19 protein-coding genes are annotated in these 22,739 nt (G+C 71.3%); 11 read left to right on the plus strand and 8 right to left on the minus strand.

The window, feature by feature from the left end; genetic code table 11:
* Positions 1 to 257 precede the first annotated feature (257 nt).
* The 6 genes from ACFY2A_RS17170 to ACFY2A_RS17195 are packed head-to-tail and all read right to left on the minus strand — an operon-like array spanning position 258 to position 6,146.
* Entirely contained in the window at positions 258 to 1,145 is an 888-nt protein-coding gene (locus tag ACFY2A_RS17170) for a PmoA family protein (protein WP_387172616.1), read from the minus strand.
* Positions 1,142 to 1,774: a hypothetical protein gene (locus tag ACFY2A_RS17175; RefSeq protein WP_387172618.1), complete on the minus strand. Its 633-nt coding sequence runs from the start codon at positions 1,772 to 1,774 to the stop codon at positions 1,142 to 1,144. The genes ACFY2A_RS17170 and ACFY2A_RS17175 overlap by 4 nt, the downstream gene beginning before the upstream one ends.
* Positions 1,758 to 2,642 carry a carbohydrate ABC transporter permease gene (locus ACFY2A_RS17180; RefSeq protein ID WP_387172620.1) on the minus strand — a complete coding sequence of 295 codons (885 nt, stop codon included), beginning with the start codon at positions 2,640 to 2,642 and terminating at the stop codon, positions 1,758 to 1,760. Before ACFY2A_RS17180 ends, ACFY2A_RS17175 begins: the two co-directional genes overlap by 17 nt.
* A complete protein-coding gene (locus tag ACFY2A_RS17185) occupies positions 2,642 to 3,625 on the minus strand; it encodes a carbohydrate ABC transporter permease (protein WP_387172622.1) in 984 nt (327 codons plus the stop codon). The genes ACFY2A_RS17180 and ACFY2A_RS17185 overlap by 1 nt, the downstream gene beginning before the upstream one ends.
* Before the next feature lie 30 nt (positions 3,626 to 3,655).
* Complete coding sequence (locus ACFY2A_RS17190) at positions 3,656 to 4,996, minus strand: ABC transporter substrate-binding protein (protein WP_387172625.1); 1,341 nt, start codon at positions 4,994 to 4,996, stop codon at positions 3,656 to 3,658.
* Between the two features lie 19 nt (positions 4,997 to 5,015).
* Positions 5,016 to 6,146, minus strand: a complete 1,131-nt coding sequence (locus tag ACFY2A_RS17195; protein WP_387172627.1) for a LacI family DNA-binding transcriptional regulator — start codon at positions 6,144 to 6,146, stop codon at positions 5,016 to 5,018.
* A gap of 236 nt (positions 6,147 to 6,382) precedes the next feature.
* On the opposite strand from ACFY2A_RS17195, the gene ACFY2A_RS17200 reads away from it, so the two are divergent.
* The 8 genes from ACFY2A_RS17200 to ACFY2A_RS17235 all read left to right on the plus strand — a co-directional run bounded on the left by ACFY2A_RS17200 (position 6,383) and on the right by ACFY2A_RS17235 (position 19,445).
* Positions 6,383 to 7,711 (plus strand): Gfo/Idh/MocA family protein, encoded by a 1,329-nt coding sequence (locus ACFY2A_RS17200; protein WP_387172629.1) that lies wholly within the window; start codon positions 6,383 to 6,385, stop codon positions 7,709 to 7,711.
* Between the two features lie 23 nt (positions 7,712 to 7,734).
* Entirely contained in the window at positions 7,735 to 9,162 is a 1,428-nt protein-coding gene (gene uxaC, locus ACFY2A_RS17205) for a glucuronate isomerase (RefSeq protein WP_387172631.1), read from the plus strand.
* On the plus strand, positions 9,159 to 10,460 hold the full coding sequence (locus ACFY2A_RS17210) for an enolase C-terminal domain-like protein (RefSeq protein ID WP_387172633.1): 1,302 nt from the start codon (positions 9,159 to 9,161) through the stop codon (positions 10,458 to 10,460). The genes uxaC and ACFY2A_RS17210 overlap by 4 nt, the downstream gene beginning before the upstream one ends.
* Positions 10,451 to 11,941 (plus strand): mannitol dehydrogenase family protein, encoded by a 1,491-nt coding sequence (locus tag ACFY2A_RS17215; RefSeq protein WP_387172635.1) that lies wholly within the window; start codon positions 10,451 to 10,453, stop codon positions 11,939 to 11,941. The genes ACFY2A_RS17210 and ACFY2A_RS17215 overlap by 10 nt, the downstream gene beginning before the upstream one ends.
* A gap of 125 nt (positions 11,942 to 12,066) precedes the next feature.
* Positions 12,067 to 13,221 (plus strand): Gfo/Idh/MocA family protein, encoded by a 1,155-nt coding sequence (locus tag ACFY2A_RS17220; RefSeq protein ID WP_387172779.1) that lies wholly within the window; start codon positions 12,067 to 12,069, stop codon positions 13,219 to 13,221.
* Between the two features lie 216 nt (positions 13,222 to 13,437).
* Positions 13,438 to 14,829: a polysaccharide lyase family 1 protein gene (locus ACFY2A_RS17225; protein ID WP_387172637.1), complete on the plus strand. Its 1,392-nt coding sequence runs from the start codon at positions 13,438 to 13,440 to the stop codon at positions 14,827 to 14,829.
* Between the two features lie 38 nt (positions 14,830 to 14,867).
* Positions 14,868 to 16,439: a polysaccharide lyase family 1 protein gene (locus ACFY2A_RS17230; RefSeq protein WP_387172639.1), complete on the plus strand. Its 1,572-nt coding sequence runs from the start codon at positions 14,868 to 14,870 to the stop codon at positions 16,437 to 16,439.
* Between the two features lie 189 nt (positions 16,440 to 16,628).
* On the plus strand, positions 16,629 to 19,445 hold the full coding sequence (locus ACFY2A_RS17235; protein WP_387172641.1) for an AAA domain-containing protein: 2,817 nt from the start codon (positions 16,629 to 16,631) through the stop codon (positions 19,443 to 19,445).
* A gap of 56 nt (positions 19,446 to 19,501) precedes the next feature.
* Here the strand turns inward: ACFY2A_RS17235 and ACFY2A_RS17240 are convergent, their stop codons facing one another.
* Positions 19,502 to 19,741 (minus strand): winged helix-turn-helix domain-containing protein, encoded by a 240-nt coding sequence (locus tag ACFY2A_RS17240; RefSeq protein ID WP_269740980.1) that lies wholly within the window; start codon positions 19,739 to 19,741, stop codon positions 19,502 to 19,504.
* A gap of 304 nt (positions 19,742 to 20,045) precedes the next feature.
* Between ACFY2A_RS17240 and ACFY2A_RS17245 the strand changes: the two genes are divergently transcribed.
* Both ACFY2A_RS17245 and ACFY2A_RS17250 read left to right on the plus strand, forming a co-directional pair.
* Entirely contained in the window at positions 20,046 to 20,324 is a 279-nt protein-coding gene (locus ACFY2A_RS17245; RefSeq protein WP_387172643.1) for a DivIVA domain-containing protein, read from the plus strand.
* Positions 20,321 to 20,707, plus strand: coding sequence for a hypothetical protein (locus tag ACFY2A_RS17250; protein ID WP_387172645.1), 387 nt, complete (start codon positions 20,321 to 20,323; stop codon positions 20,705 to 20,707). The genes ACFY2A_RS17245 and ACFY2A_RS17250 overlap by 4 nt, the downstream gene beginning before the upstream one ends.
* 35 nt (positions 20,708 to 20,742) lie before the next feature.
* On the opposite strand, the gene ACFY2A_RS17255 is transcribed toward ACFY2A_RS17250, so the two are convergent.
* Positions 20,743 to 21,705 (minus strand): DUF559 domain-containing protein, encoded by a 963-nt coding sequence (locus ACFY2A_RS17255; RefSeq protein WP_387172647.1) that lies wholly within the window; start codon positions 21,703 to 21,705, stop codon positions 20,743 to 20,745.
* Between the two features lie 230 nt (positions 21,706 to 21,935).
* On the opposite strand from ACFY2A_RS17255, the gene ACFY2A_RS17260 reads away from it, so the two are divergent.
* Entirely contained in the window at positions 21,936 to 22,739 is an 804-nt protein-coding gene (locus ACFY2A_RS17260) for a phosphohydrolase (RefSeq protein ID WP_387172649.1), read from the plus strand.

The raw sequence follows: 22,739 nt of genomic DNA on the forward strand, positions 1-22,739 counted from the left end.
CGGCGCCCGACGCTCGCCGCCCGACGCCCGACGCTCGACGCTCGACGCCCGGCACCCGACGCCCGGCGCCCGACGCTCGGCGGCCGACGCCCGGCGCTCGTGAGATGCGGCATCTCGCGGTATCACCGGCGCCGGAGACCCCGACATGCCGCATCTCACGAGCCGGCCCCAGAGGCCGAGCCCAAGGGCCGAGCCAGGCCCAGAGGCCGAGCCAGGCCCAGAGGCCGAACCAGGGACTCGACGCGCTGAGGCGGTGGTCAGTGGCCCGCGAGGGCGGCGGCGAGGTCCCGGTCGAGTTGGCCGTCGGCGACGACCACCCGGTAGTGACCGTGTCGACTGGTGCCGGCCGGGATGGTTAGGGTCTGTTCGAAGGCGAAGGCCACGCAGACCCCCGGATACATGGCGGTCCGGACGAACCAGCGGTCGCTGTCGCCGAGACCACCGAAGACCAGGGTGTACGCGCCGCCCTCCGGTGCCCGCGCCCGCATCGCCACCCACGGTTCGGCGCACCCGTTTACCTGCTCCTCGCCGGACAGCCGGGCGGTGAAGACCTCGGGCGGTTCGGCCGCCACGGCACGCCAGAAGAACCCGCCGTAGCCCGCTCCGCCGGGGCGGCCGTTGGTGGCCGGGCTGCCCAGCACGATGTCCCGGTCGGCGGGAGCGGTGAGGGTGCTGCTCACCTCCAGCCGCCACGCACCGCCGTGACCGGGCACCGCCGAAGCGGTGAGCACCCGCCGCTCGGCGAGCAGCACCCGACCCGTCGGATCGCACCAGTGCAGCTGGTGGTCGAGCCGGTCCGCGGCCCGGTGCGCCCAGCCGGTGTGCACGATCCGGCCGTGGTCGTTGCGCCAGGTGTAACCGGTGCCGCGCACGTACGTCCGCCCACCCCACAGGTTGGTGCCGGCCACGTCCTGCACGGCCAGCGACGCACCGAGGTGCCACACGTGATCGGCGGGCAGCACGTCGGTGACCGGGGTGCCGGCCAGGGTGCGCACCGGATGCAGGTACGGCCGGGGCCCGTGTCGGACGTCCAGGTCGGGATCGAGCACGTACCGGGCGACCGGCGTGCCCGCGACGAGCAGTTCCTCGTCGGTGACCGGCCCGCGGGCAGCAGCCGGGACGGCAGGATCGGTCTCGGCGGTCACGACAGCTCCGCGCGGGTGACCGGCCGGCGCCGGGCGACGGCGTGCAGGGCGGCCAGCGCGTACCCGGCGAGGATCGGCACCGCCACCGGGGTGACCAGCACGCCCAACAGGACCACGACGACCGTGGTGCCGGCGAGTGCGGCCCAGTTCGCGGGGTGGTCGAGGCAGGCGCGGGCGGCCCGGGTGACCGCCGACCGCCACCCGGTGCCGCCGACGCGCCCCACCTCGACCACGATCGCGGCGGCGTAGCCGAGCAGCGCCGCCGCGACGACGATTGTGAGAACCAGCGCCACCGTACCGCCCGGGACACGGCCGGTGGCCAACGCGGCCAGGTCCGCGACGAGCAACCCGGCGGCGACCAACCCGATCAGGACCGCCGGTACGCCCGGCAGCAGGGCACGGCCGAAGCGCGACAGCGTACGCCGTGCCGGCGGCCAACTGCCGGTGGTGAGCCAGTCGTGCACGGCCGCGCTGGCGGTGCCGACCGCGGCACCGGCGGTCAGCACCGGTGCCGCGGCGAGCACGGCCAGGATGCCCAGCAGCGCGAGGTCGGCGGCGTCGCTGACGGTGTCCCGCCAGTCCCGCCCCGACCCGCGCCGCTCGGCGCGAGCGTCAGCCCTTGAGTCCACTGGTGTTGATCCCCTCGACGAGCATCCGCTGGAAGGCCACGAAGAATCCGAAGACCGGCAGCAGGGACAGCACCGCCATGGCGAACATCGGCCCGACGGCACTCTGACTGGTGGAGTCGATGAACAGCGTCAGCGCCACCGGGACCGTGTAGTCGCTCAGGTCGGACAGGAAGACCAGTTGCCGGAAGAAGTCGTTCCAGGTCCAGATGAACGAGAAGATCGCGGTGGTAACCAGAGCCGGACGGCTCAGCGGCAGGATCACGTGCCGGAAGATGCCGAACGCGTTCGCGCCGTCGATCCGCGCCGCCTCGTCCAGCTCGCGGGGGATGCCGCGCATGAACTGCACCATCAGGAAGACGAAGAACGCCTCGGTGGCCAGGAACTGCGGGATCAGCAGCGGCAGGTACGGCCATTCCCCACCGACCAGGCCGAGGGTGCGGAAGAGGATGTACTGCGGCACGATCAGCACGTGTCCCGGTAGCAGCAGGGTGCCGATCATGACGGCGAACCACAGTCCGCGCAGCCGGAACTTCAGCCGGGCGAAGGCGTACGCGGCCAGCAGGCAGCTCACCGCGTTGCCGATCACGGTGAGCAGGCTGACCATCGCGCTGTTGAGGAAGAAGCGGGCGAAGCTGACGTCGAAGTGGGTCCACCCGTCGGTGTAGTTGCCCGGGGTGAAGTTCCGGGGCAGCAGACCGATGTTGTTGACGATCTCCTCCTGCGACTTCACGGAGGTGCCGATCATCCAGAACAGCGGGTAGAGCACGACCGCGACGATGGCCAGCAGCACGATAAGCCGCAGCCAGGAACGGCTGCGTGGGCGTTGTGGGCGGGTCGCCACGGGTGGGGCGACGGTATCGGCCACCATCAGCGGTCCTCCCCGTCGGAGTAGTGCACCCAGAACCGGCCGGTGCTGAAGAAGACCACCGTGATGATCGCGATGGCGATCAGGAACACCCAGGCCATCGCGGAGGCGTAGCCCATCTCCAGGTCGGTGAAGCCGGTGATGTAGAGATTGAGCGTGTACATCAGGGTCGAGTCGACCGGCCCGCCGGTGCCGTTGCTGAGCACGAACGCGGCGGTGAAGCCCTGGAAGCCGTTGATGGTCTCCAGCACCAGGTTGAAGAAGATCACCGGGGAGAGCATCGGCAGGGTCACGTTGACGAACTGCCGGAACTTGCCGGCCCCGTCGACGGCGGCGGCCTCGTACAGCTCGGTCGGCACCTGCTTGAGCCCGGCCAGGAAGATCACCATCGGTGCGCCGAACTGCCAGATGGCGAGCACCATCAGCGTCTCCAGCGCCCAGTCCGGGTCGTTGACCCAGGGCTTGCCCTGGATGCCGAAGAGGGCGAGGAACGAGTTGAACGCGCCGTCCCGGTTGAACATGTTGACCCAGACGATGGCCAGAGCCACGCTGCCGCCGAGCAGCGACGGCAGATAGAACAGGCCACGGAACAGCCCGACTCCGCGCCAGGCCCGGTTGAGCAGCAGCGCGACCCCGAGTGCCGCGGCCAGTTTCAGCGGTACGGCGATCAGGGCGAAGCTGAGTGTCACCCGTACCGAGTGCCACCACGAGGGATCGCTTGTGAACATCCGTTCGTAGTTGGCCAGCCCGACCCACTCCACCTCGGAGAGCGGGGTGAGGATGTCGTAGTTGGTGAAGCTGAGGTAGAGCGACAACAGCATGGGTATCGCCGTGATGCCCATCAGACCGATGAGCCAGGGCGACAGGAAGACGTAACCGGCCAGACCTTCCCCGTGCCGGATCCGTCCGGTCCCGCGCCGGTTGGCGTCGGGCCGGACGGATCCGGTGCCGCGTCGGGTCGGGTCGGGCGCCGTGGTCAAGGCCACGAACTGCTCCTCTCCGGGTGGTGCGGCGGTTCAGGAGGCGATTGCCGCCTTGCATGCCTCGATGTACTGGGCGGCGGCCTCGGCGGGGGTGACCCGGCCGTACTGCGCGTTCTCGGCGGCCTTGATCAGCTCGGCGCGTACCTTGCTGTGGCCCTTGATCGGCACCTGGGGCGATTCGCCGAACGTCTTGGCCAGCTCGGTCTCCACCGCGATGGACTGCTTCATCGCCGCGTCGGTGGTGTCGTCGCTTACCACCCGGCGCAGGTCCAGGTTGGACGGCAGACCACGGTCGGTGCCGAGGAGTTTGATCGCGTCGGGGTCGTTCGCCAAGAAGTTGATCACGTCGACCGCGATGTCGGCGTTCTTGCTGCCCCGGAAGACCGACCAGTACATCGAAGCACGGGCCCACTGGCCGCTGGGGTCACCCGGGTAGGCGATGACGCCGAGTTCGTCGGAGGTGTTCTTTTTCAGCTCCGGCATCTGGTTGACCCAGACCCAGGAGGTCGCCGACTTGCCGGTCACCACGAGCTGCTTGGTGATGTCGGTGGCGTTGCCCTCGTGGATGACGTCGGGGGTCGGCGTGGCACCCCGGTCCCGGGCACCCTTCCACAGCTCGAACCACCTGGTCACGTCCTCGGCGGTGAAGCCGAGGTCGTTGCCGGAGTAGAGGTCCTTGCCCTGCTGGCGCAGCCAGACCCAGAACGCCTTGTAGTCGGCGCTGGGGTCCTGGGTGCCAGGTACGCCGGTTTTCTCGCTGACCTGCTCGGCCCAGGCGATGTGCTCCTCCCAGCTCATCCCGGTGGTCGGCTCGGGCAGGCCGTTCTTCTCCAGCAGCGTCTTGTTGTACACCAGACCCTGGGTGTTCTCGCCGGAGGCGACGCCGGCGAGCTTGCCGTCGACCACGCCGTATTCGAGCAGGCTGGGCGGGAACTTCGTGGTGTCGAGGTCACCGGAGTCCTGGTACGGCTTGAGGTCCAGGGTGGTGTTGCGGGCCGCGTACTCGGCGAGGAAGTTGTCGTCGATCTGGAAGATGTCCGGCGGGTTGCCGCCGGCGGTGAGGGTGGCCAGCTTGTCGAAGTAGCCCTGGTTGGCCTGCCAGGTCTTCTCGAACACCACGTCGGGGTTCTTCTGCGTGTAGAGGTCCAGCGCCTGCTCGGTCAGCTGGGCCCGGGCGTCGCCACCCCACCAGAAGACCGAGATCTTGGTCTTTCCGTCGGACGCGGCCTCGTCGCCGCAGGCCGCGGCCGCGCCGACCATCGGCAGGGCCACGGCGGCGGCGAGCAGGCCGCGCAGCAACCGGCGGCGCAGCAGGGGGGTACGGTAGGTGCGCCCGTCGGGCGCGCTGGCGGTGGGGTGTGTTGCGGGGTGCATGTGCGCTCACTCCTTGGCGTTAGGAGGCGACCACGTCACCGGCGGCCACGACCGGGTTGCCCGGGTCCGCACGGCGATGCGGGCCCGGGCCAGCGGTAGCGGTTCCGGGACGCTCCCGGCCGGCGTAGGGGCCCGGCCCGGTGGAGTCGCGGATGACCAACTCGGTCTGGAGCATTACCTGTGCGGTGGTGCGACGGACGCCGACTGCCACGGTGGCACCGCCGCCCCGCGCGGTACGCGGGAGATCGGTGTCCTGTTGCAGCAACATGTCGACGGCCGTCCGGCCGGCGGCCGCGGTTGGCGTGGCCACCGTCGTCAGCTTGGGGCGGGTGAGTCGGCTCAGGGAGATGTCGTCGACGCCGACGACACTGACCTCCTGTGGTACCCGGACCCCGAGTGCGTCGAGCCCTTCCAGGAGGCCGATCGCCATCAGGTCGTTGTAGGCGAGCACGGCGGTGACGCCGGCCCGGCGGACCTGCTCCGCCTGGGCCAGACCACCGGTCTCGGTGGGCGGGTTGGGGCCGAGCACCGTCAGGTCCGCCCCGGCGGCCCGGGCGGCGGCGCTTGCCGCTCGCCGGATCTCCCGGCTGGTCCAGGACCCGCGTGGCCCGCCGAGCAGCGCCATCTCCCGGTGGCCCAGCCCGGCGAGGTGTTCGATGGCCGACCGGGCGCCCTGCCCGACGTCCATCAGTACGCACGGCAGCCCGGCCAACTGTCGGTTCACCACCACCAGTGGCACCTCCCGGCTGAGCTGCTCGATCAGGCTGTTGCTCATCCGAGGGCTGCACAGCAGCACCCCGTCGACCTGCTTGGCCAACGCGTGGACCAGTTCCTCCTCGGCGGCGGCGTCCTCGTTGGTGTCGGCCACGAAGACGTGGTAGTCGCGGTGGCGGGCCTGGCTCTCCGCCGCCTTGATCAGTGGCGGGAAGAAGGGGTTGGCGATGTCGGCGATGATCAGCCCGATGTTGTGGGTACGGCCGGTGATGAGTGCGCGGGCGGCGCGGTTGGGCCGGTAACCCAGATCCTCGGCACACGCGAGCACCCGTACCCGGGTCTCCGGATTGACCAGGTGGGGTGCCGAGAAGGTGCGGGAGACGGTGGAGATGTGCACTCCGGAGGCCCGGGCGACGTCCCTGATGGTGACTGGCATCCAGGCCCCCTTCGTCGATGTGTCGGCGGTCACGGTGCCGCCAATTAATGCAAACGGTTGCTCCAGTGTCAACGGTGGATGGTTACAGCTGTGTTTCGGCGGCCCACGCACCATGTGCAGTTAAGCCTACGAAACGGGGCAAAGGCCGCCGATTTTCAGGCCCTCGTTGACGTGAGCCGATCGACCGTGGTTACTTCAATGCAAAGGTTTGCAGGGAGATCGAGGAGGATCGGTAGGTGTCACCGCAACCTGGCAGACGCTCCCGGTACGCCGTGGTCGGCACCGGCGCACGCGCCGAGATGTTCGTTCGGGCGCTGGTGCGCGACCACGCCGACACCGCCGAGCTGGTGGCCTTCGCCGACGTCAACCAGGCTCGGATGGACGCCCACAACCGGTGGCTCGGTGAGCTGGGCCACCGGCCAGTGCCGACGTACCACGCGGGCGACTTCGCCGCGATGCTGGTCAAGGAGCACGTCGACGTGGTGCTGGTGACCTCCGTGGACGTCACCCACGACGAGTACGTGGTGGCCGCGTTGGAGGCCGGCTGCGACGTGGTCACCGAGAAACCGATGACCACCGACGCGCCGCGCTGCCAGCGCATCCTCGACGCGGTACGCCGCACCGGCCGGCGGGTGACAGTGGCCTTCAACTACCGCTACAACCCGCTGCACGAGCAGCTGCGGCGGCTGCTGGCCGACGGCGCGGTCGGCGAGATCGGTTCGGTGCACTTCGAGTGGCTGCTCGACGTGCGCCACGGCGCCGACTACTTCCGTCGCTGGCACCGCGACAAGGCCAGCTCCGGCGGCCTGATGGTGCACAAGGCCAGCCACCACTTCGACCTGGTCAACTGGTGGCTGGACGCCACACCCGTGCAGGTGTACGCCGCCGGTCGGCTGTTCTTCTACGGTGACACCGGCCGCCGCCACGGCTACGCCCGCGACTACGACCGGGCGCACGCCTCGCCGGCCGCCGCCGACGATCCGTTCGCGTTGCGGCTGGCCGAACACCCCCGGCTGCGCGAGCTGTACCTCGACGCCGAGGCCGAGGACGGCTACCACCGGGACCAGAACGTCTTCGGCCCTGGGGTCAGCATCGAGGACGACATGGCGGTGCTGGCCACCTACTCCACCGGCGCGACCATGACCTACCACCTCACCGCGTACGCGCCCTGGGAGGGATACCGGGTGATGGTCAACGGCAGCCGGGGCCGCCTCGAACTGGAGGTCACCGAGAGCGAGTTCGTCAGCCCGGCCGCCGCCGGCGCGCTCAAGGGCGCCGCGCTGCACGGCGACCAGGCCGCCGACGAGGGTGGCACCGCCACGCTGACCCTGCGACCCTTCTGGTCACCGCCGCAACGCATCGAGGTCGACGGCTACACCCGGCACGGGCACGGCGGGGCGGACGCCCGGATGACCCAGGTGCTGTTCGGCGGCGTACCCGATCCGCTGCACCGCGCGGCCACCGCCCGCGACGGGGCGCTGGCCCTGCTCACCGGCCTGGCCGCCAACCGGTCCTTCGACACCGGCGCCCCCGTGCGGGTCGCCGACCTGCTCACCCTCGCCTGACTCGACCACAGGAGCCGCTCCCCGTGCCCACCTCGACCAGACCCGACCTGCTCCTCCCCGCCGAGCCGGGCCAACGCGCGCTGGCCCGGGAGCTGTACGCGCTGGTGGCGCAGTTGCCCATCATCTCCCCGCACGGGCACGTCGATCCGGCGCTGCTGGCCGAGGACCAGCCGTTCCCCGATCCGTCCCAACTGCTCATCGTGCCCGACCACTATGTGACCCGGATGCTGCTCAGCCAGGGCGTCTCGCCCGGCGAGCTGGGCGTGCCCAGCCGCGACGGCAGCCCGGTGGAGACCGACGGGCGGCGGATCTGGCGTCGCTTCGCCGACCACTGGCACCTGTTCCGGGGTACCCCGTCGCGGCTGTGGCTGGAGCAGACCTTCACCGAGGTCTTCGACGTCGACATCCGGCTCACCCCGGGCACCGCCGACAAGGTGTACGACGCCCTCGCGGCCCGGCTCGCCGAGCCCGGCTTCCGACCCCGGGCGCTGTTCGAGCGGTTCAACATCGAGGTGCTCGCCACCACCGAGTCACCGCTGGACGACCTGGGTCGGCACGCCAAGCTCGCCGCCGACGGCTGGGGCGGCCCGGGCGGGCGGGTGGTCACCACCTTCCGTCCCGACAACGTGGTCGACCTGGACTTCGAGGGCTGGTCGGGCAACGTCGACCAGCTCGGCGAGATCACCGGCGAGGACACCGGCGCGTACGCCGGTTATCTGGCCGCCCTGCGGGCCCGCCGGGCCGCCTTCATCGCCGCCGGTGCCACTTCCTCCGACCACGGCCATCCCACCGCCCGTACCCTCGATCTCGGTGCCGACGCGGCGACGCTGTTCGACCGGGCGCGGCGGGGCGCGGCGGAGCCGGGCGACGCGGAGGCGTTCCGGGCGCACATGCTGCTGGAGTTCGCCCGGATGTCGCTCGACGACGGCCTGGTCATGCAGTTGCACCCGGGGGCGGTGCGCAACCACAACCGGTGGCTGCACGCCCGACACGGCCGCGACGTGGGTGGCGACATCCCACAGGTCACCGAGTACGTGCACGCCCTCGCGCCGCTGCTGGACGCGTACGGCAACGACCCCCGGCTGCGGGTGGTGCTGTACACCCTCGACGAGGACACCTTCACCCGGGAACTGGCCCCCCTCGCGGGCGGGTACGCCGCCCTGCTGCTCGGTGCCCCCTGGTGGTTCCTGGACTCCCCCGAGGTGCTGCGTCGCTTCCGCGAGTCGGTGACCGAGACCGCCGGCTTCTACAACACCGCCGGGTTTGTCGACGACACCCGGGCGTTCTGTTCCATCCCGGTCCGCCACGACGTGGCGCGCCGCGTCGACGCCGGCTTCCTGGCCCGGCTGGTCGCCGAGCACCGGCTGCCCATGGACGAGGCCGCCGAGACCATCGTCGACCTGGCGTACCGGCTGCCGAAGCGGGTCTTCAAGTTCGGGGAGAGGGCATGACCAGCATCACCGAGGTGACCGTGCACGACGTGCGGTTCCCCACCGCCGCCAGCGGCGACGGCTCCGACGCGATCAACCGCGGCGACTACTCGGCCACCTATGTGGAGCTGAGCACCGACGGCGGGCCGACCGGTGCCGGGTTCACCTTCACCAACGGCCGCGGCAACGAGATCACCTGCGCGGCGGTACGCGCCCTGCGACACCACGTGGTGGGCCGTACGGTCGAGGAGATCACCGCCGAGCCGGTGGCGTTCTGGCGCTCACTCGTCGCCGACGTGCAGCTGCGCTGGCTCGGCCCGGAGAAGGGGGTCATCCACATGGCCACCGGCGCGCTTGTCAACGCGGTGTGGGACCTGCGGGCCAAGCTGGCCGGCAAGCCGCTGTGGCGTCACCTGGCCGAGCTGCCCACCGACGAGCTGGTGGCGAACGTCGACTTCAGGCACATCACCGACGCGCTCACCGCCGACGAGGCCGCCGCGATCCTGGACAAGGGACGCGACGGTCTCACCGACCGGCTGGCCCGGCTGGAACGCGACGGCTTTCCGTCGTACACCACCTCGGTGGGCTGGCTCGGCTACCCCGACGACAAGGTCCGGGCGCTGAGCCGAAAGGCGTACGCGCAGGGGTGGCGGGCGATGAAGATGAAGGTCGGCGGCCCGCCCGCCGACGACCTGCGGCGGGCCCGGATCATCCGGTCGGAGATCGGCCCGGACGCGCTGTTGATGATGGACGCCAACCAGGTCTGGGACGTCGACGAGGCGATCACCAACATGACGGCGCTGGTCGAGGTCGACCCGTACTGGATCGAGGAGCCGACGCACGCCGACGACATCCTCGGCCACGCCCGGATCGCCCGCGCGATGGACGAGCTGACCGGCGGGCGGTGCCGGGTCGCCACCGGCGAGGTGGCCGCCAACAAGGTCATCTTCAAGCAGCTGTTGCAGGCCGAGGCGATCGGCGTGATGCAGATCGACGCCTGCCGGGTCGGCGGGGTCAACGAGGTCCTCGCCGAGATGCTGATGGCGGCGAAGTTCGGGGTGCCGATCTGCCCGCACGCCGGTGGGGTCGGTCTCTGCGAGTACGTGCAGCACCTGGCGATCTTCGACTACCTGCGGGTGGGCACGAGTCTGGAGGGACGGATGGTGGAGTACGTCGACCATCTGCACGAGCATTTCGTCGACCCGGTACGCACCCGCGACGGGCGCTACCTATTATCGACCGCACCCGGCTACAGCGCCACCATGCACCCCGAGTCGATCGCCACCTTCCGCTTCCCGGACGGCCCGGCATGGCGGTGACCGTGGGCGCGTCCCGACTCGGGCTGGGCGCGGTACGCCGGTTGCCGGCCGAGGCCCGGCCGCTGGTCCGCCCGGGCACCGTGCCGGCCGGTGTGGTGCACCTCGGGCTCGGCGCCTTCCACCGCGCCCATCAGGCGGTCTACACCGAGCAGGCGATCGGCCTGGCCGGCGGCGACTGGGGCATCATCGGGGTGGCCCCCCGCAACGCGGCGGTCGTGGCGACCCTGGCCGCCCAGGACAACCTCTTCAGCGTCAGCACGCTCTCCGCCGCCGACAAGCGCACCCGCGTGGTCGGGGCACTGGCCGGGGTGCGGCTGGCCGCCGCCGACCCGCAGGCGGTGGTGGCCCTGCTGGCCGATCCGGCGATCCGGGTGGTCACCCTGACCGTGACCGAGAAGGCGTACCAACTCGACCCGGCCGCCGGCACGCTGCGCCCCGACCCCGACCTGGTCGCCGACCTGACCATCGACCGACCGCCGACCACCGTGCCGGGGCTGCTGGTGCGCGGCCTGCTGGCCCGCGCCGCCGCCGACGCCGGGCCGATCGCCCTGGTCAGTTGCGACAACCTGCCCGCCAACGGCCGCCGGCTGCGCGGCCTGGTGACCCAGTCCCTGGCGTACGCCGGCACGCCGCGACGGGTGCTCGACTGGGTCGAGGCGCAGGTCGGTTTCCCGGGCACCATGGTGGACCGGATCGTCCCGGCCAGCACCCCGGAGACCCTCGCCGCGGCTCGACAGGCGCTCGGCGTCGAGGATCTCGCGGCGGTGGCGGCCGAGCCGTACACCCAGTGGGTCATCGAGGACGACTTCCCGGGCGGTCGTCCCGCGTGGGACCGCGCCGGTGCGGTCCTCTGCGCGGACGCGGGGCCGTGGGAGCGGCTGAAGTTGCGTGCCCTCAACGGCGTGCACTCGGCTACCGCGTACCTCGGCGCGCTGGCCGGCTGCGAGACGATCGCGGACGCCCTCGCGCTGTCACACCTCGACACCGTGCTCCGCCGGCTGATCGCCGAGGACGTGGCCGCCAGCTTCGCCCCACCCGACGGAGTGGACGTGGTCGGCTACGGAGAACAGGTGCTGGAGCGCTTCGGCAACCCGGCGATCCGGCACCGCACCCTCCAGGTGGCGATGGACGGGTCGCAGAAGCTGCCGCAGCGCATCCTGCACACGGTCGCCGACCTGCGCGCGGCCGGACGGCCGGCCCGTTGGGCGGCTCTCGTCGTCGCCGCCTGGATCCGGTTCGCCCAGGGCACCGCCGACGACGGTCGGTCGCTGCCCCTGGACGACCCACTGGCGGAGCGGATCCGCGCGGCGCTGGCCGCCGCGCCGCAGACCCCGGCGGGGGCGGTGGACGCCGTGCTCGGCCTCGACGAGGTCGTTCCGCCCGAGGTGGCCGCCGACGGGCAGGTCCGCGCCGACGTGCTGGCCTGGCTCACCGACCTGCACCACCACGGTGTACGCGCCACCCTGGCCGGTGCGGTGTGACGTCCGTCGACGGGGTGCCGGTGGGGTCGACCCGCGACGGTCCGCACGTCGAGCCCGCTCGCGCCGAAGCGGGACCGGCTCGGCCAACGGCGGCCCGGTGGTCGCGCGGCGCACCGGCGCCCCGGGTGGCGCTGGTCGGGGCGAGCGGGCACGGGCGCTGGCATCGCCGGGTGATCGGGCCACTGCACGACACCGGCCAGGCACGGCTGGTCGCCCTGGTCGACACCCGGCCGATCGAGCCGGAACCGGCGGCACCGGTGCCGGCTGGCGTGCCGGTGTTCACCGACCACCGGGCGATGCTCGCCGATGTCGCGCCGGACGTGGTGGTCATCTGCACCCCACCGCACACCCATCTGCGGATCGCCCGGGACGCGGTGACCGCCGGTGCGGACGTGCTGCTGGAGAAGCCGCCGGTGCTGTCCACCACCGAGCACGAGGAACTGTCCGGGGCGTTGGCCACCACGGGTCGGGTCGTGCAGGTCGGGTTCCAGGCGCTCGGTTCGGCGGCACTTACCGCGTTGACGGATGCGGTGTCGGCCGGTCGGTTGGGCGCCGTGCACGGCATCGCCACGGTGGCCGCCTGGCAACGCCCGGACGCCTACTACGCCCGCGCACCCTGGGCCGGGCGCCGGCTGCTCGACGGGCGGCCGGTGCTCGACGGTGCGCTGGCCAATCCGCTCGCGCACGCGGTGATGCAGTGTCTGGCGGTCGCCGAGGTGGTCGGCGGCGGACCGGTGGAGCCGGTCAGCATCGAGGTGGAGCGCTACCGGGTGCGGCCGATCGAGGTGGACGACACCGCCGCGCTGCGGGTGCGGCCGCGGCACGGGCCGCCGATCGTGGCCGCGGTGACCCTGGCCGGCGAGGACTTCGTCGCCGGTGAGGTGATCGTCACCGGCGACGCCGGGCGGGCGGTGCTGGAGTACCCGACCGACCGACTGCTGCTGCCCGGTGAGACCACCGCCGGTGCGGTGCCCGGCCGGTGCGGGCTGCTGGAGAATCTGCTGGCCCATCGGGCCGATCCACGGGTACCGCTGATCGCGCCGCTGGCCCGGACCGCGCCGTTCACCGCCGTACTGACCGCCCTCCAGGCGGCACCCGAGCCGGCGCTGCTCGATGGCGCGCTGGTGGAGGCCGTCGGTGCCGGCGCGCAACGGGTGTTGCGGGTGCGCGGCGTCAACGAGGTGCTACGTCGGGTAGCCGACGAGGGCCGACTACCGTCGGAACTCGGCGTGCCGTGGGCGATAACGCCTTGGCGAACCGAACCCGTCGGGCAAGAATAGGAGGCATCGCCGCAACAAACTGCAAATCCCCGGTCCACACAGGATCAGGTGCAATGGGCTGAACAGCGGTTACCCGACCAGGACACGTCGGGACGATGCCACTCGACAGCATTAACTGCAACAAATCTGCACATCATTAATATTGACCCTCATAAAAACACGACCGTAACCTTCGTCATTAATAAGAAACACCGACGAAGGAAACGGAACGAGCCGATGCGCAGACTTGCCGCCGCCGCGGCATCGACCATTATCGCCCTGACCGCCGCACCCACCGCCGCCATGGCGCAGCCGTCGAACGACGCGGGTGCGCCCGCCGGCAGCCACCGCGAGCGGGACGCGAGGACATCACTCACCCCGTTGGCCCGGCAGCTCGGCCGCCAGGCCCTCCCGGCCGGTGACGGCTGGGCCGCCGCCGGGCCCGGCACCACCGGAGGCTCCGCCGCCTCGGCCGATCAGATCCACCTGGTGAGCAGCCGCGCCGACCTGGTCGCCGCGCTCGGCGGGGACAACGCCACCAACGCCACGAACGCCACCGCCAAGATCGTGTATGTCAGGGGCAGCGTCGACGGCTTCGAAGACGCCGACGGCCGGTTGCTCGACTGCACCGACCTGGCCGATCCCGGGTACTCGCTGGAGGGATACCTGGCCGCGTACGACCCGGCGGTGTGGGGCCGGGTGACGCCGAGCGGGCCGTTGGAGGAGGCGCGGCGACGGTCGGTGACCAACCAGACCCGACAGACCCAGATCAACGTCGGCCCGAACACCACGATCATCGGGCTGCGGGGGGCACGGCTGACCGGCCTCACCCTGATGATCGACCGAGCGTCGAACGTGATCGTCCGCAACATCACCTTCGACGACGCCCGGGACTGCTTCCCCGCCTGGTCCCCCACCGACGGCGAGGCCGGCAACTGGAACTCGCAGTACGACCAGGTCTCGGTGCGCCGTAGCGAGAACGTCTGGATCGACCACAACACGTTCACCGACGGCGACAACCCGGACAGCACCCAGCCCGTCTACTTCGGACGGCCCTACCAGGTGCACGACGGCGCGCTGGACATCACCCACACCGCCAGCCTGGTCACCGCCTCCTGGAACCGGTTCTCAGGACGCGACAAGCTGATGCTTATCGGCTCGTCCAACACGGTCGGCCCGGACGTCGGCCGGCTCAACGTGACCCTGCACCACAACCTCTTCGACGGTGCGCTCCAGCGGTTGCCGCGGGTCCGCTTCGGCCAGGTGGACGTCTACAACAACGCCTACCGGCTCGGCGGCGACGGCTTCCAGTACGCCATCGGCGTCGGTGTCCAGTCCGCCGTCCACGCCGAGGACAACCATTTCACCCTCGATGCCGGTGTCGACGCCGCCGACCTGCTCTACGACTGGGGCGGCACCGCGATCACCACCCGGGGCAACTGGGTCAAGTCGCCCGGTGCGCCGTCCCGCCCGGTCGACCTGGTGGCCGCGTACAACGCCGCACACGACCCGGACCTGAGCCCCGACGCCGGCTGGACGCCGACGCTGCGGCACGGCCCGGTGCTACCGGCACCGCTGGTGCCGCTGGTGGTCGGCCCACTCGCCGGCGCCGACCGCCTACCGCTGTAACCCCCTACTCCACCACCAACAAGGAAGGTGAGACGAGGATGAGACGACCAGTCGCACTTCGACTCCTCGCAGGGCTGGCCGCCACCGCCACGGGAGCCGTGGTCTGCGTGGCCCTGACGACGCCACAGGCGTCGGCCGCGGTCGGCAGCGCCACCGGCTTCGCGACCGGCAACGGTGGCACCACCGGCGGCGCGGGCGGACAGACCGTACGCGCCACCAGCGGCACCCAGATCCACGCGGCCCTGTGCAACCGGGCCAGCAGCAGCACCCCGATCACCATCCAGGTCGAGGGGACCATCAACCACGGCAACACCACAAAGGTGTCCGGTTCGAGCTGCAACACCGCCGCCGACGTGATCGAGCTCAAGCAGATCAGCAACGTCACGATCCTCGGCGTGGGCAACGGAGCCGTCTTCGACCAGATCGGCATCCACATCCGCGAGGCCAGCAACATCATCATCCAGAACGTCACCGTCCGGAACGTCAAGAAGTCGGGCTCGCCCACCTCCAACGGCGGCGACGCCATCGGCATGGAGTCCGACGTCCGCAACGTCTGGGTCGACCACGTCACCCTGGAGGCCTCCGGCGGCGAGTCGGAGGGCTTCGACGGGCTGTTCGACATGAAGAACAACACCCAGTACGTGACGCTGTCCTACAGCATCCTGCGCAACTCCGGTCGGGGCGGCCTGATCGGGTCCAGCGAGAGCGACCGCTCCAACGGGTACGTCACGTTCCATCACAACCTGTACGAGAACATCGACTCCCGTACGCCGCTGCTGCGCGGTGGCATCGCCCACATCTACAACAACCACTACGTACGCCTCAACGAGTCCGGCATCAACTCCCGGGCCGGGGCACGCGCCAAGGTGGACAACAACTACTTCCAGAACTCCAAGGACGTGCTGGGCACCTTCTACACCGACGAGGCCGGCTACTGGCAGGTCAGCGGCAACATCTTCGACAACGTGACCTGGTCCTCGCGTAGTGGTGACACCAACCCGGCCGGCCCCAACCCGACCTCCAACACCACCGTCAGCATCCCGTACTCGTACCGCCTCGACTCGGCCAGTTGCGTGCCGAGCATCGTCAGCCAGACCGCCGGCGCGAACAAGGGCATCCGTACCTCCAACGGCAACTGCACGCCGCAGAGCCCGACCGCCGGGCCGACCAGCCCGACGCCCGGCCCGACCACCACCACCCCGCCCCCGACCAGCAACCCGACGCCGACGCCCAGCCAGCCCAGCGGCACCAACCTCAGCATCGGCGCCGGCTCCGACGGCTCCAGCAAGGCCAGCGGCACCAGCTACGGCGACGTGCGCGACGGCAACATGAACACCGCCTGGTCACCGAACGGCGCGACCGGTCAGATCTCGATCAAGTGGGGTTCCGCCACCACGGTGTCGAAGATCAACATCCGGGAGGCGTCCGGCTCCGTCGGCAACATCCGCAACTGGCGGGTCCTCAACCACGACACCGGCGCGGTGCTGGCCTCCGGCACCGGCGCGGGCGTCATCAGCTTCGGTTCGACGTCCCTACGCAAGATCACCTTCGACATCACCAGCTCGACCGGCACGCCGAGGGTCGCCGAGTTCGAGACGTACGCCAGCTAGCACCTGCACCGACACGGTGGGAGCCGTCGGCTGTCGACGGCTCCCACCACTGTTCTCCCCACACCAGTAACTCCGGCGCGGCGCATGACCTGGCCAGAGGCCGCCGCGCGACGGCCTCGGGCGCCGGTGCCCGGCCGCGGCCACCGACCGGAGCACGACCGTGATCGGGTACGGCAGAATCTGCGGGCGATGCACGTGGCGACCATCCTCACCGCGCTCGCCGACCTGGCCCCGGCCGGTGCCGAGCGGATCCTCGACGTGGCCGGAACCGGCCGGCCGTTGGTCTGGCTGCCGGAACCGCACCGGGGCCCACGCGGCGCACGGCTGGACCGGCTCGCCGCGCTGGACGCCCTGCACCGCGACGAACGGATCCTCCGCCTCGGGCTGGCCTTCCTCGTCGGCACGGCCGACCTGGACGGCGCGCGGCGACGGATCCGACTGCCACTGCTGGCCCAGCCGATCCGCCTGCAACGTGGCCGGCGCAGCTACCGGGTCGTGCCGGCCGGTGACCTCGAACTGACTCCACTCATCGAGGACCGGGAACTCGCCGCCCGACTGGAGGCCGCACCCGGGCTGGCCGGGCCCGGCTGGTTGACGGCCCCCGGCAGCACCGCCTGGATCACCGCGGCGGCCGAGGCCGCAGGCGTCAAGGTGGCCACGGTCCAGGCGCGACCGCCGCGCGGCGTCGACGACGACGTCACCGGGGTCGCCGCGGCGGCGGTCTTCGTGACCCGCGACGTGTTCGCCGGTCGCCTCCGCGACACCCTGTTGAGTTGGGCGGGCCGCCCCGGGCTGGCGGACACCGCCCTGAGCCGGCTCTACCTCGGCACCGACGACGACGCGCCGGATCAAGTCGGAGACGATCCCAGCGACGACGGTGAGGTGCTGTCACCCCTGCCGCTGAACGCCGCGCAGCGGGACGTGATCCGGCGGACCAGGACGGCACCCGTGGTGGTGGTCTCCGGTGCGCCGGGCAACGGCAAGAGTCACGCCCTGGTCGCCGCCGCGCTGGACACCGTGGCCCGCGGTGGGTCGGTACTGGTGGCGACGCAGTCGACCCACGCCGCCGAGGTGCTGGGGGAACTGCTGCGCCGGCATCCGGGCCCACCACCGGTGCTCTTCGGCGACGCCGAGCGGCGCGGGGCCATCGCCACCGAACTCGCCGGTGGCGTGGCCGTCGGCGTGGACGACACGCAGCTGCGCCACGACACCGCCGCCGTGTCGGCCGCCCGCGACCGGGTCACCGGGGTCCGGGCCGGCATCGTCGCCGCGCTGGAGCAGGAACGCCTCGCCGCCACACTGCCCGACTGGCAACCGCTGCTGCCCGCCCTGAGTCACGACGCCCCGGCGGTGTTCGAGCCGGAAACCGACCTCGCCGCGATCCGCACCGCCCTGCACGACGCGAGCCGGGGCGGCGACGGTTGGTGGTCACGGTGGCGCCGGTCCCGCGCCGCCCGCCGGCTCCACCGCCTCGCCGGTGCCGGCGTACCCGTGGCCCGGCTACGGGCGGCGGTGGATGCCGCGCACGCCGTACGGGCGGCCGCCCGGCTGTCCTCGCACGGCGGCACGGACCTGACCGCCGCCTGGCGGGCGCTGGCCGAGGCGGACGGCGCGCTCGCCGAGGCGGTCGGCACGGCGCTGCGGAACCAGACCGCCAGCGCGCGACGGTGGACCGGGGAGGCCCGGCGCGCCGCCAGCGGCCTGGGCACCGCCCTGCGGGCGGGACGCAACCGCCGCCGGGAACTGCTCGCCACGCTGGACGCCGAGGCGCTGGTACGGGCACTGCCCCTGTGGGTGGGCACGGTGGCAGATGTCGAGGATCTGCTGCCACCGGCGACCGGCATGTTCGACCTGGTGGTGCTCGACGAGGCGGCGCACATCGATCAACTGCGGGCCGCTCCGGTGCTGGCCCGGGCCCGCCGGGCGCTGGTGGCCGGCGATCCACGGCAGCTACGTTTCGTGTCGTTCGTCGCGGACGCCGAGGTGACCGCGACACTGCATCGGCACGGCCTGGACCGCTACGCCGACCGACTCGACGTACGCCGGGCCAGCGCCTTCGACGTGGCGGCCGGTGCCGCACCCGTGACCTGGCTCGGTGAACACCACCGCTGCGCACCGCACCTGATCGGCTTCTCCGCCCGCCGGTTCTACGACGACCGGCTGGAACTGGTCACCCGGCACCCCGGCAACGAACGGGCCGACGCCATCGACGTGGTGACGGTCGCCGATGCCACCGTCGTCGACGGCGTCAACCAGGCCGAGGTGGCGACCGTGCTCGACCTGGTCGCCGCCCTCGCGGCCCGACCCCCGCAGGGCGGCGTCGCGGTGATCAGCCCGTTCCGGGTGCAGGCCGACGCGGTGGAGGCGGCGCTACTGTCGGCGTACGACGTCGACGAGATCGAACGGTTGGGCCTGCGCACCGGCACGGTGCACGCGTTCCAGGGCAGTGAGGCGGACGTGGTGATCGCCACGCTCGGACTGGTCGACGACGACCCGCCGGCCCGGCACCGGTTCGTCGCCGAACCGAACCTGTTCAACGTCCTGGTCACCCGGGCCAGGAAGCAACTCACGGTGGTCACGTCCCTCCAGTCCCCGGAGGGCATCGTCGGCGACTACCTCCGGTACGCCGGACAACCGCTGGCCGGAACCCACGCCGTACCACTGGACACGACCGGGACAGGCTCCGCCCAGCCGGACCCCTGGCCCCGGGCGCTCGCCGTCGAGCTGACCCGGGTCGGCCTGGCCGTGCGACCCGACTACCCCGTCGGCCGCTGGCGAGTCGACCTGTGTGTCGGCGACGACGGCCCGGTCGGCCTGCTGTGCGGGGTGCACCCGGACGGCGTGGCCGCGCACGTGGAGCGGCAGCGCACCCTCACCCGGGCCGGCTGGCGCCTGTACGACGCGTTCGCCAGTCACTGGGCCGACGACCCGATCCGCGCCGCCCTCGACCTCGCCACCCGAATCCACGACGACGCCCACCGAAAGCCGACGCCGGCCGGCTCCTGAGCAGCCGCGCTTGACGTACCCGCTACCCCGGACGGTCGGGTTCGCGGACGTTGAGGTCAGGGCTCCCGCATCCAGGTCTTCGGATCGGTCACGAAGACGCCTTTCCCCTGCTGCCGCCGAATCACCCGCAACGCTTCGAGCCTTGCGTAGGCCATCTGCACGGTCCCGTGACTGACGTCGTAGGTCGCACGCAACTCGGCAATCGAGGGCAGCCTGTCCCCCGGCTTCAACTTCTTGGACTTGACGTCGGCGATCACATCGTCGGCGATGCGCCAGTAGTCCGGTACTTCTCGCATGGCACTCCTCGCGTGGCAATCCGATTCGATCACACCGCGACGCGCCTAACAAGCAGCGTTGACTCATCTAGCATGTCTAGATATGTTGTTCCCGAGCCGGTCCTCGCGTGGCAACGAGTTCGGCTCATCCCCCTGGTCGGGGCGGGTGCGCGTGCCCGTCCCGACCCACAAAGCTGCTCTGTCGTCGTACCGCCGATTGGGGCTGCGGCGGCGGAGCGGGCGGACCGTGCGGACGCCGGCCACGCACGGCCCGCCCTTCCACGCACCACACCTTCGCGTTTCCGACTACCCGAAGAGGACCTACGTGGCCCAGGTGTATCGAGGTGGCCGGCCCTTCGGGACCGGCCACCCGACCCGGTTGACCCCGCACGAGGTGCGGATCCGTGCGTTCGACCCGCGTCGTCGTGGGGTCGACCCTGATCAGGTACGCGAGTTCCAGGCCACCGTCGCCGACGAGCTGGCCGACCTGCACCGGCAGATCCGCAGCCTCGCCCAGGAGAACGACCGGCTCAAGCGGACGCTGCGCGACTGGCAGTCGATGCACGCCCGGCACTGCCGACCACCGAACCAGGGCCCCTGGTGACGGTACGCCCCGAGCCCGGCGACCTGCTCCGGATCGACATCCGGGCGTCGGTGCAGTTCGCCGGCAGGCGGGCGCTGACCCTGCGGGTCGTCTCGGTCAGCGACCGCCAGGCGTACGACGGGTGGATCTGGCTGACCGGGTACGTCATCGACCGGCGCGGCAACGCCACCGCCAAACGCGAGGTCTATGTCCAACTCGCTGGCCTCCGCGCCGCCCCGGACTCCGCGCCAGCCGCTCGGGCGGTAGGCGCCACGGCACGGCAACGGCCCCGGCGGGGGTCGATGATCGCCCCGCAGTCGCCCACTGGACAGGTGTCGTCGCCTCCGCCAGCCGCCGGGCGTGCCCCTCCGCGCCAGCCGGCGACGAGTGGTCGTGCCAGGTGAGGCAGCGACTTCGTGCGTTCGTTGGCAGTGCCCGGTCAGCCGCGGCGGGCTCCTGTGGGTCGGCGGGTCGCGAGGATGGCCAGGGTTTCCCGGCGTACGACGTCAGGCTCGTGGATCAGGCGGCGATGGGCGAAGCGGACCACCAGGATGCCGACGGTGGCCAGCAGCGCGTCCCGGCGCAGGTCGATCTCGCGCTGGCGGGGGTCGCCGTGGGTCGTCGCCCCGTCGAGTTCGATGTTGACCTGTTCCCGCTCGGCGAAGAGGTCGAGGTACATGGTGCGGCGCCCGAGCGTGACCCGCACCTGCCGTTGGAACGTCGGCATTTCCGGGCCGACGAAGACGTGTTCGTGCCCCCATATCTCAAGCGGGCTGCGGCAGCCCTCGGCCAGTCGGGTCAGCAACGTACGCAGCGCCCCCCGGTCCGGCAGCTTCGAGGCACCGCGCAGCGCCGAGACCAACCGCTTCGGTGTGGTGAGCCGATTGTTGACCGCTTTGATGATCGGTGCGCGCTGCTCGGCGGGCGACAACATCCGCCAGGAATCGACGAGGGCCCGCTCGACGTGGGTCACCGGACGTCCCTGGCGTACCAGCACCTGCGGCGGTTCGACAGTGAAGTCCCGCCGTCGGTGCACTCGTGCACCGGGCTGCCCACGCAGGCCGCTGTCGATCGTGGTGCTCAGGTGCAGCGGCTCACCCTGCGCCTGCCGGCGTAGGCCCCACAGGTCGAGCGCGGTGAGGTGGCTGAACGCCGCCCGACCCCGCGCCCACGCGCACACCGCACGGCGGGCCACGGACGGGTCGAGTCGGTGGAGCGCGAGAGGCTGCTGCGGCCGGTGATCCAGCAGGTGCGTCGCCACGAACACCCCCGGCAGCACCCGCACCAGCTCACCGGCCCCACACGCCTGCTGGAGAATCCACCGCGGCACCACCTGCTCGACGGTCGTCCGGGTCACCAGACCGTCGCCCCGCGCCACCAGTTCCCGAAGCACCCCGTTCACGCCGCCGACCGTGCCTCCCACCCGCCGACTCCGCCACCCCACCCAACCCCACCTGTGGACACCCACCCCCTGTGGAAAACCCCCACCGCACCACCCGATCTGCTAAGGACCGTCTGGATGTGTGGCAGTAAGGGTGGCCCGTGATCGGCGTGTCGAGCACCAAAGCTGCCACAGATCGGAGACGACATCTGGTCCGTCGGGGGGTGGGGGTGATCCGATATAAGGGACGGATGGAGTTGCCGCCGTATCTGGCCACGATGCCGATGCACGCGATCACCGAGATGCACGGCGAGGCCGGGCTGCGGGAGCGGTTCCGGCTGGAGATCGAGGAGTTCGGCGACGAGGAGCGTGGCCGGCTCGACGAGGCGCTTGAGCTGGCCGGGTGGCTGCATCGCGACGATCGGCGGTCCCGGGAGCCGTACGTCAATCATCTGCTCCGGGTGGCGATCCGGATGATGCACCACTACCAGGTACGCGACGTCGACGTGATCGTCGCCGGGCTGCTGCACGACGCCGTCGAGGACCATCCTGCCGAGCTGGTCAGCGGCGGGGAGCTGAGCAGTGGTGCGGGGCCGAGCAGCGGTGGGCAGCGGAACAGCGATGGGCAGCCGAACAGCGGCGGGGAGCTGGCCGAGGACCTGACCGACGCGGCGTTGGTGGTGCTCGCCGAGCGGTTTGGGGTACGGGTGGCGCGGCTGGTCGCGGCGGTCACCAACCCGCCGTGGGATCCGGGGCGCGACCGGTACGAGCAGTACCGGGAGCATGTGGCGGCAAGTCTCGAACGGGAGCCCTGGGCGCGGGTCATCAAGGTTTCCGACTTCACCGACAACGGCGTCGGGGTGATCCATTCCGTCGGTCCGAAGGTCGAGTCGTCGGCCCGCAAGTACCGCCCGTTGGTGCCGGTGTACCGCGACCTCGTCACCCGTGCCGACACTCCCCTGTCCGAGCCGGTGAAGCGGCACATCCTGGATCAACTCGACCTGGCCGAGCAACGCTTCAGCGCCATCCTCGACCAGCCCGCCCACCCCGCCTGA

Origin of the sequence: Micromonospora sp. NPDC000442 (assembly GCF_042898635.1) — a bacterium.
GTDB lineage: Bacteria > Actinomycetota > Actinomycetes > Mycobacteriales > Micromonosporaceae > Micromonospora.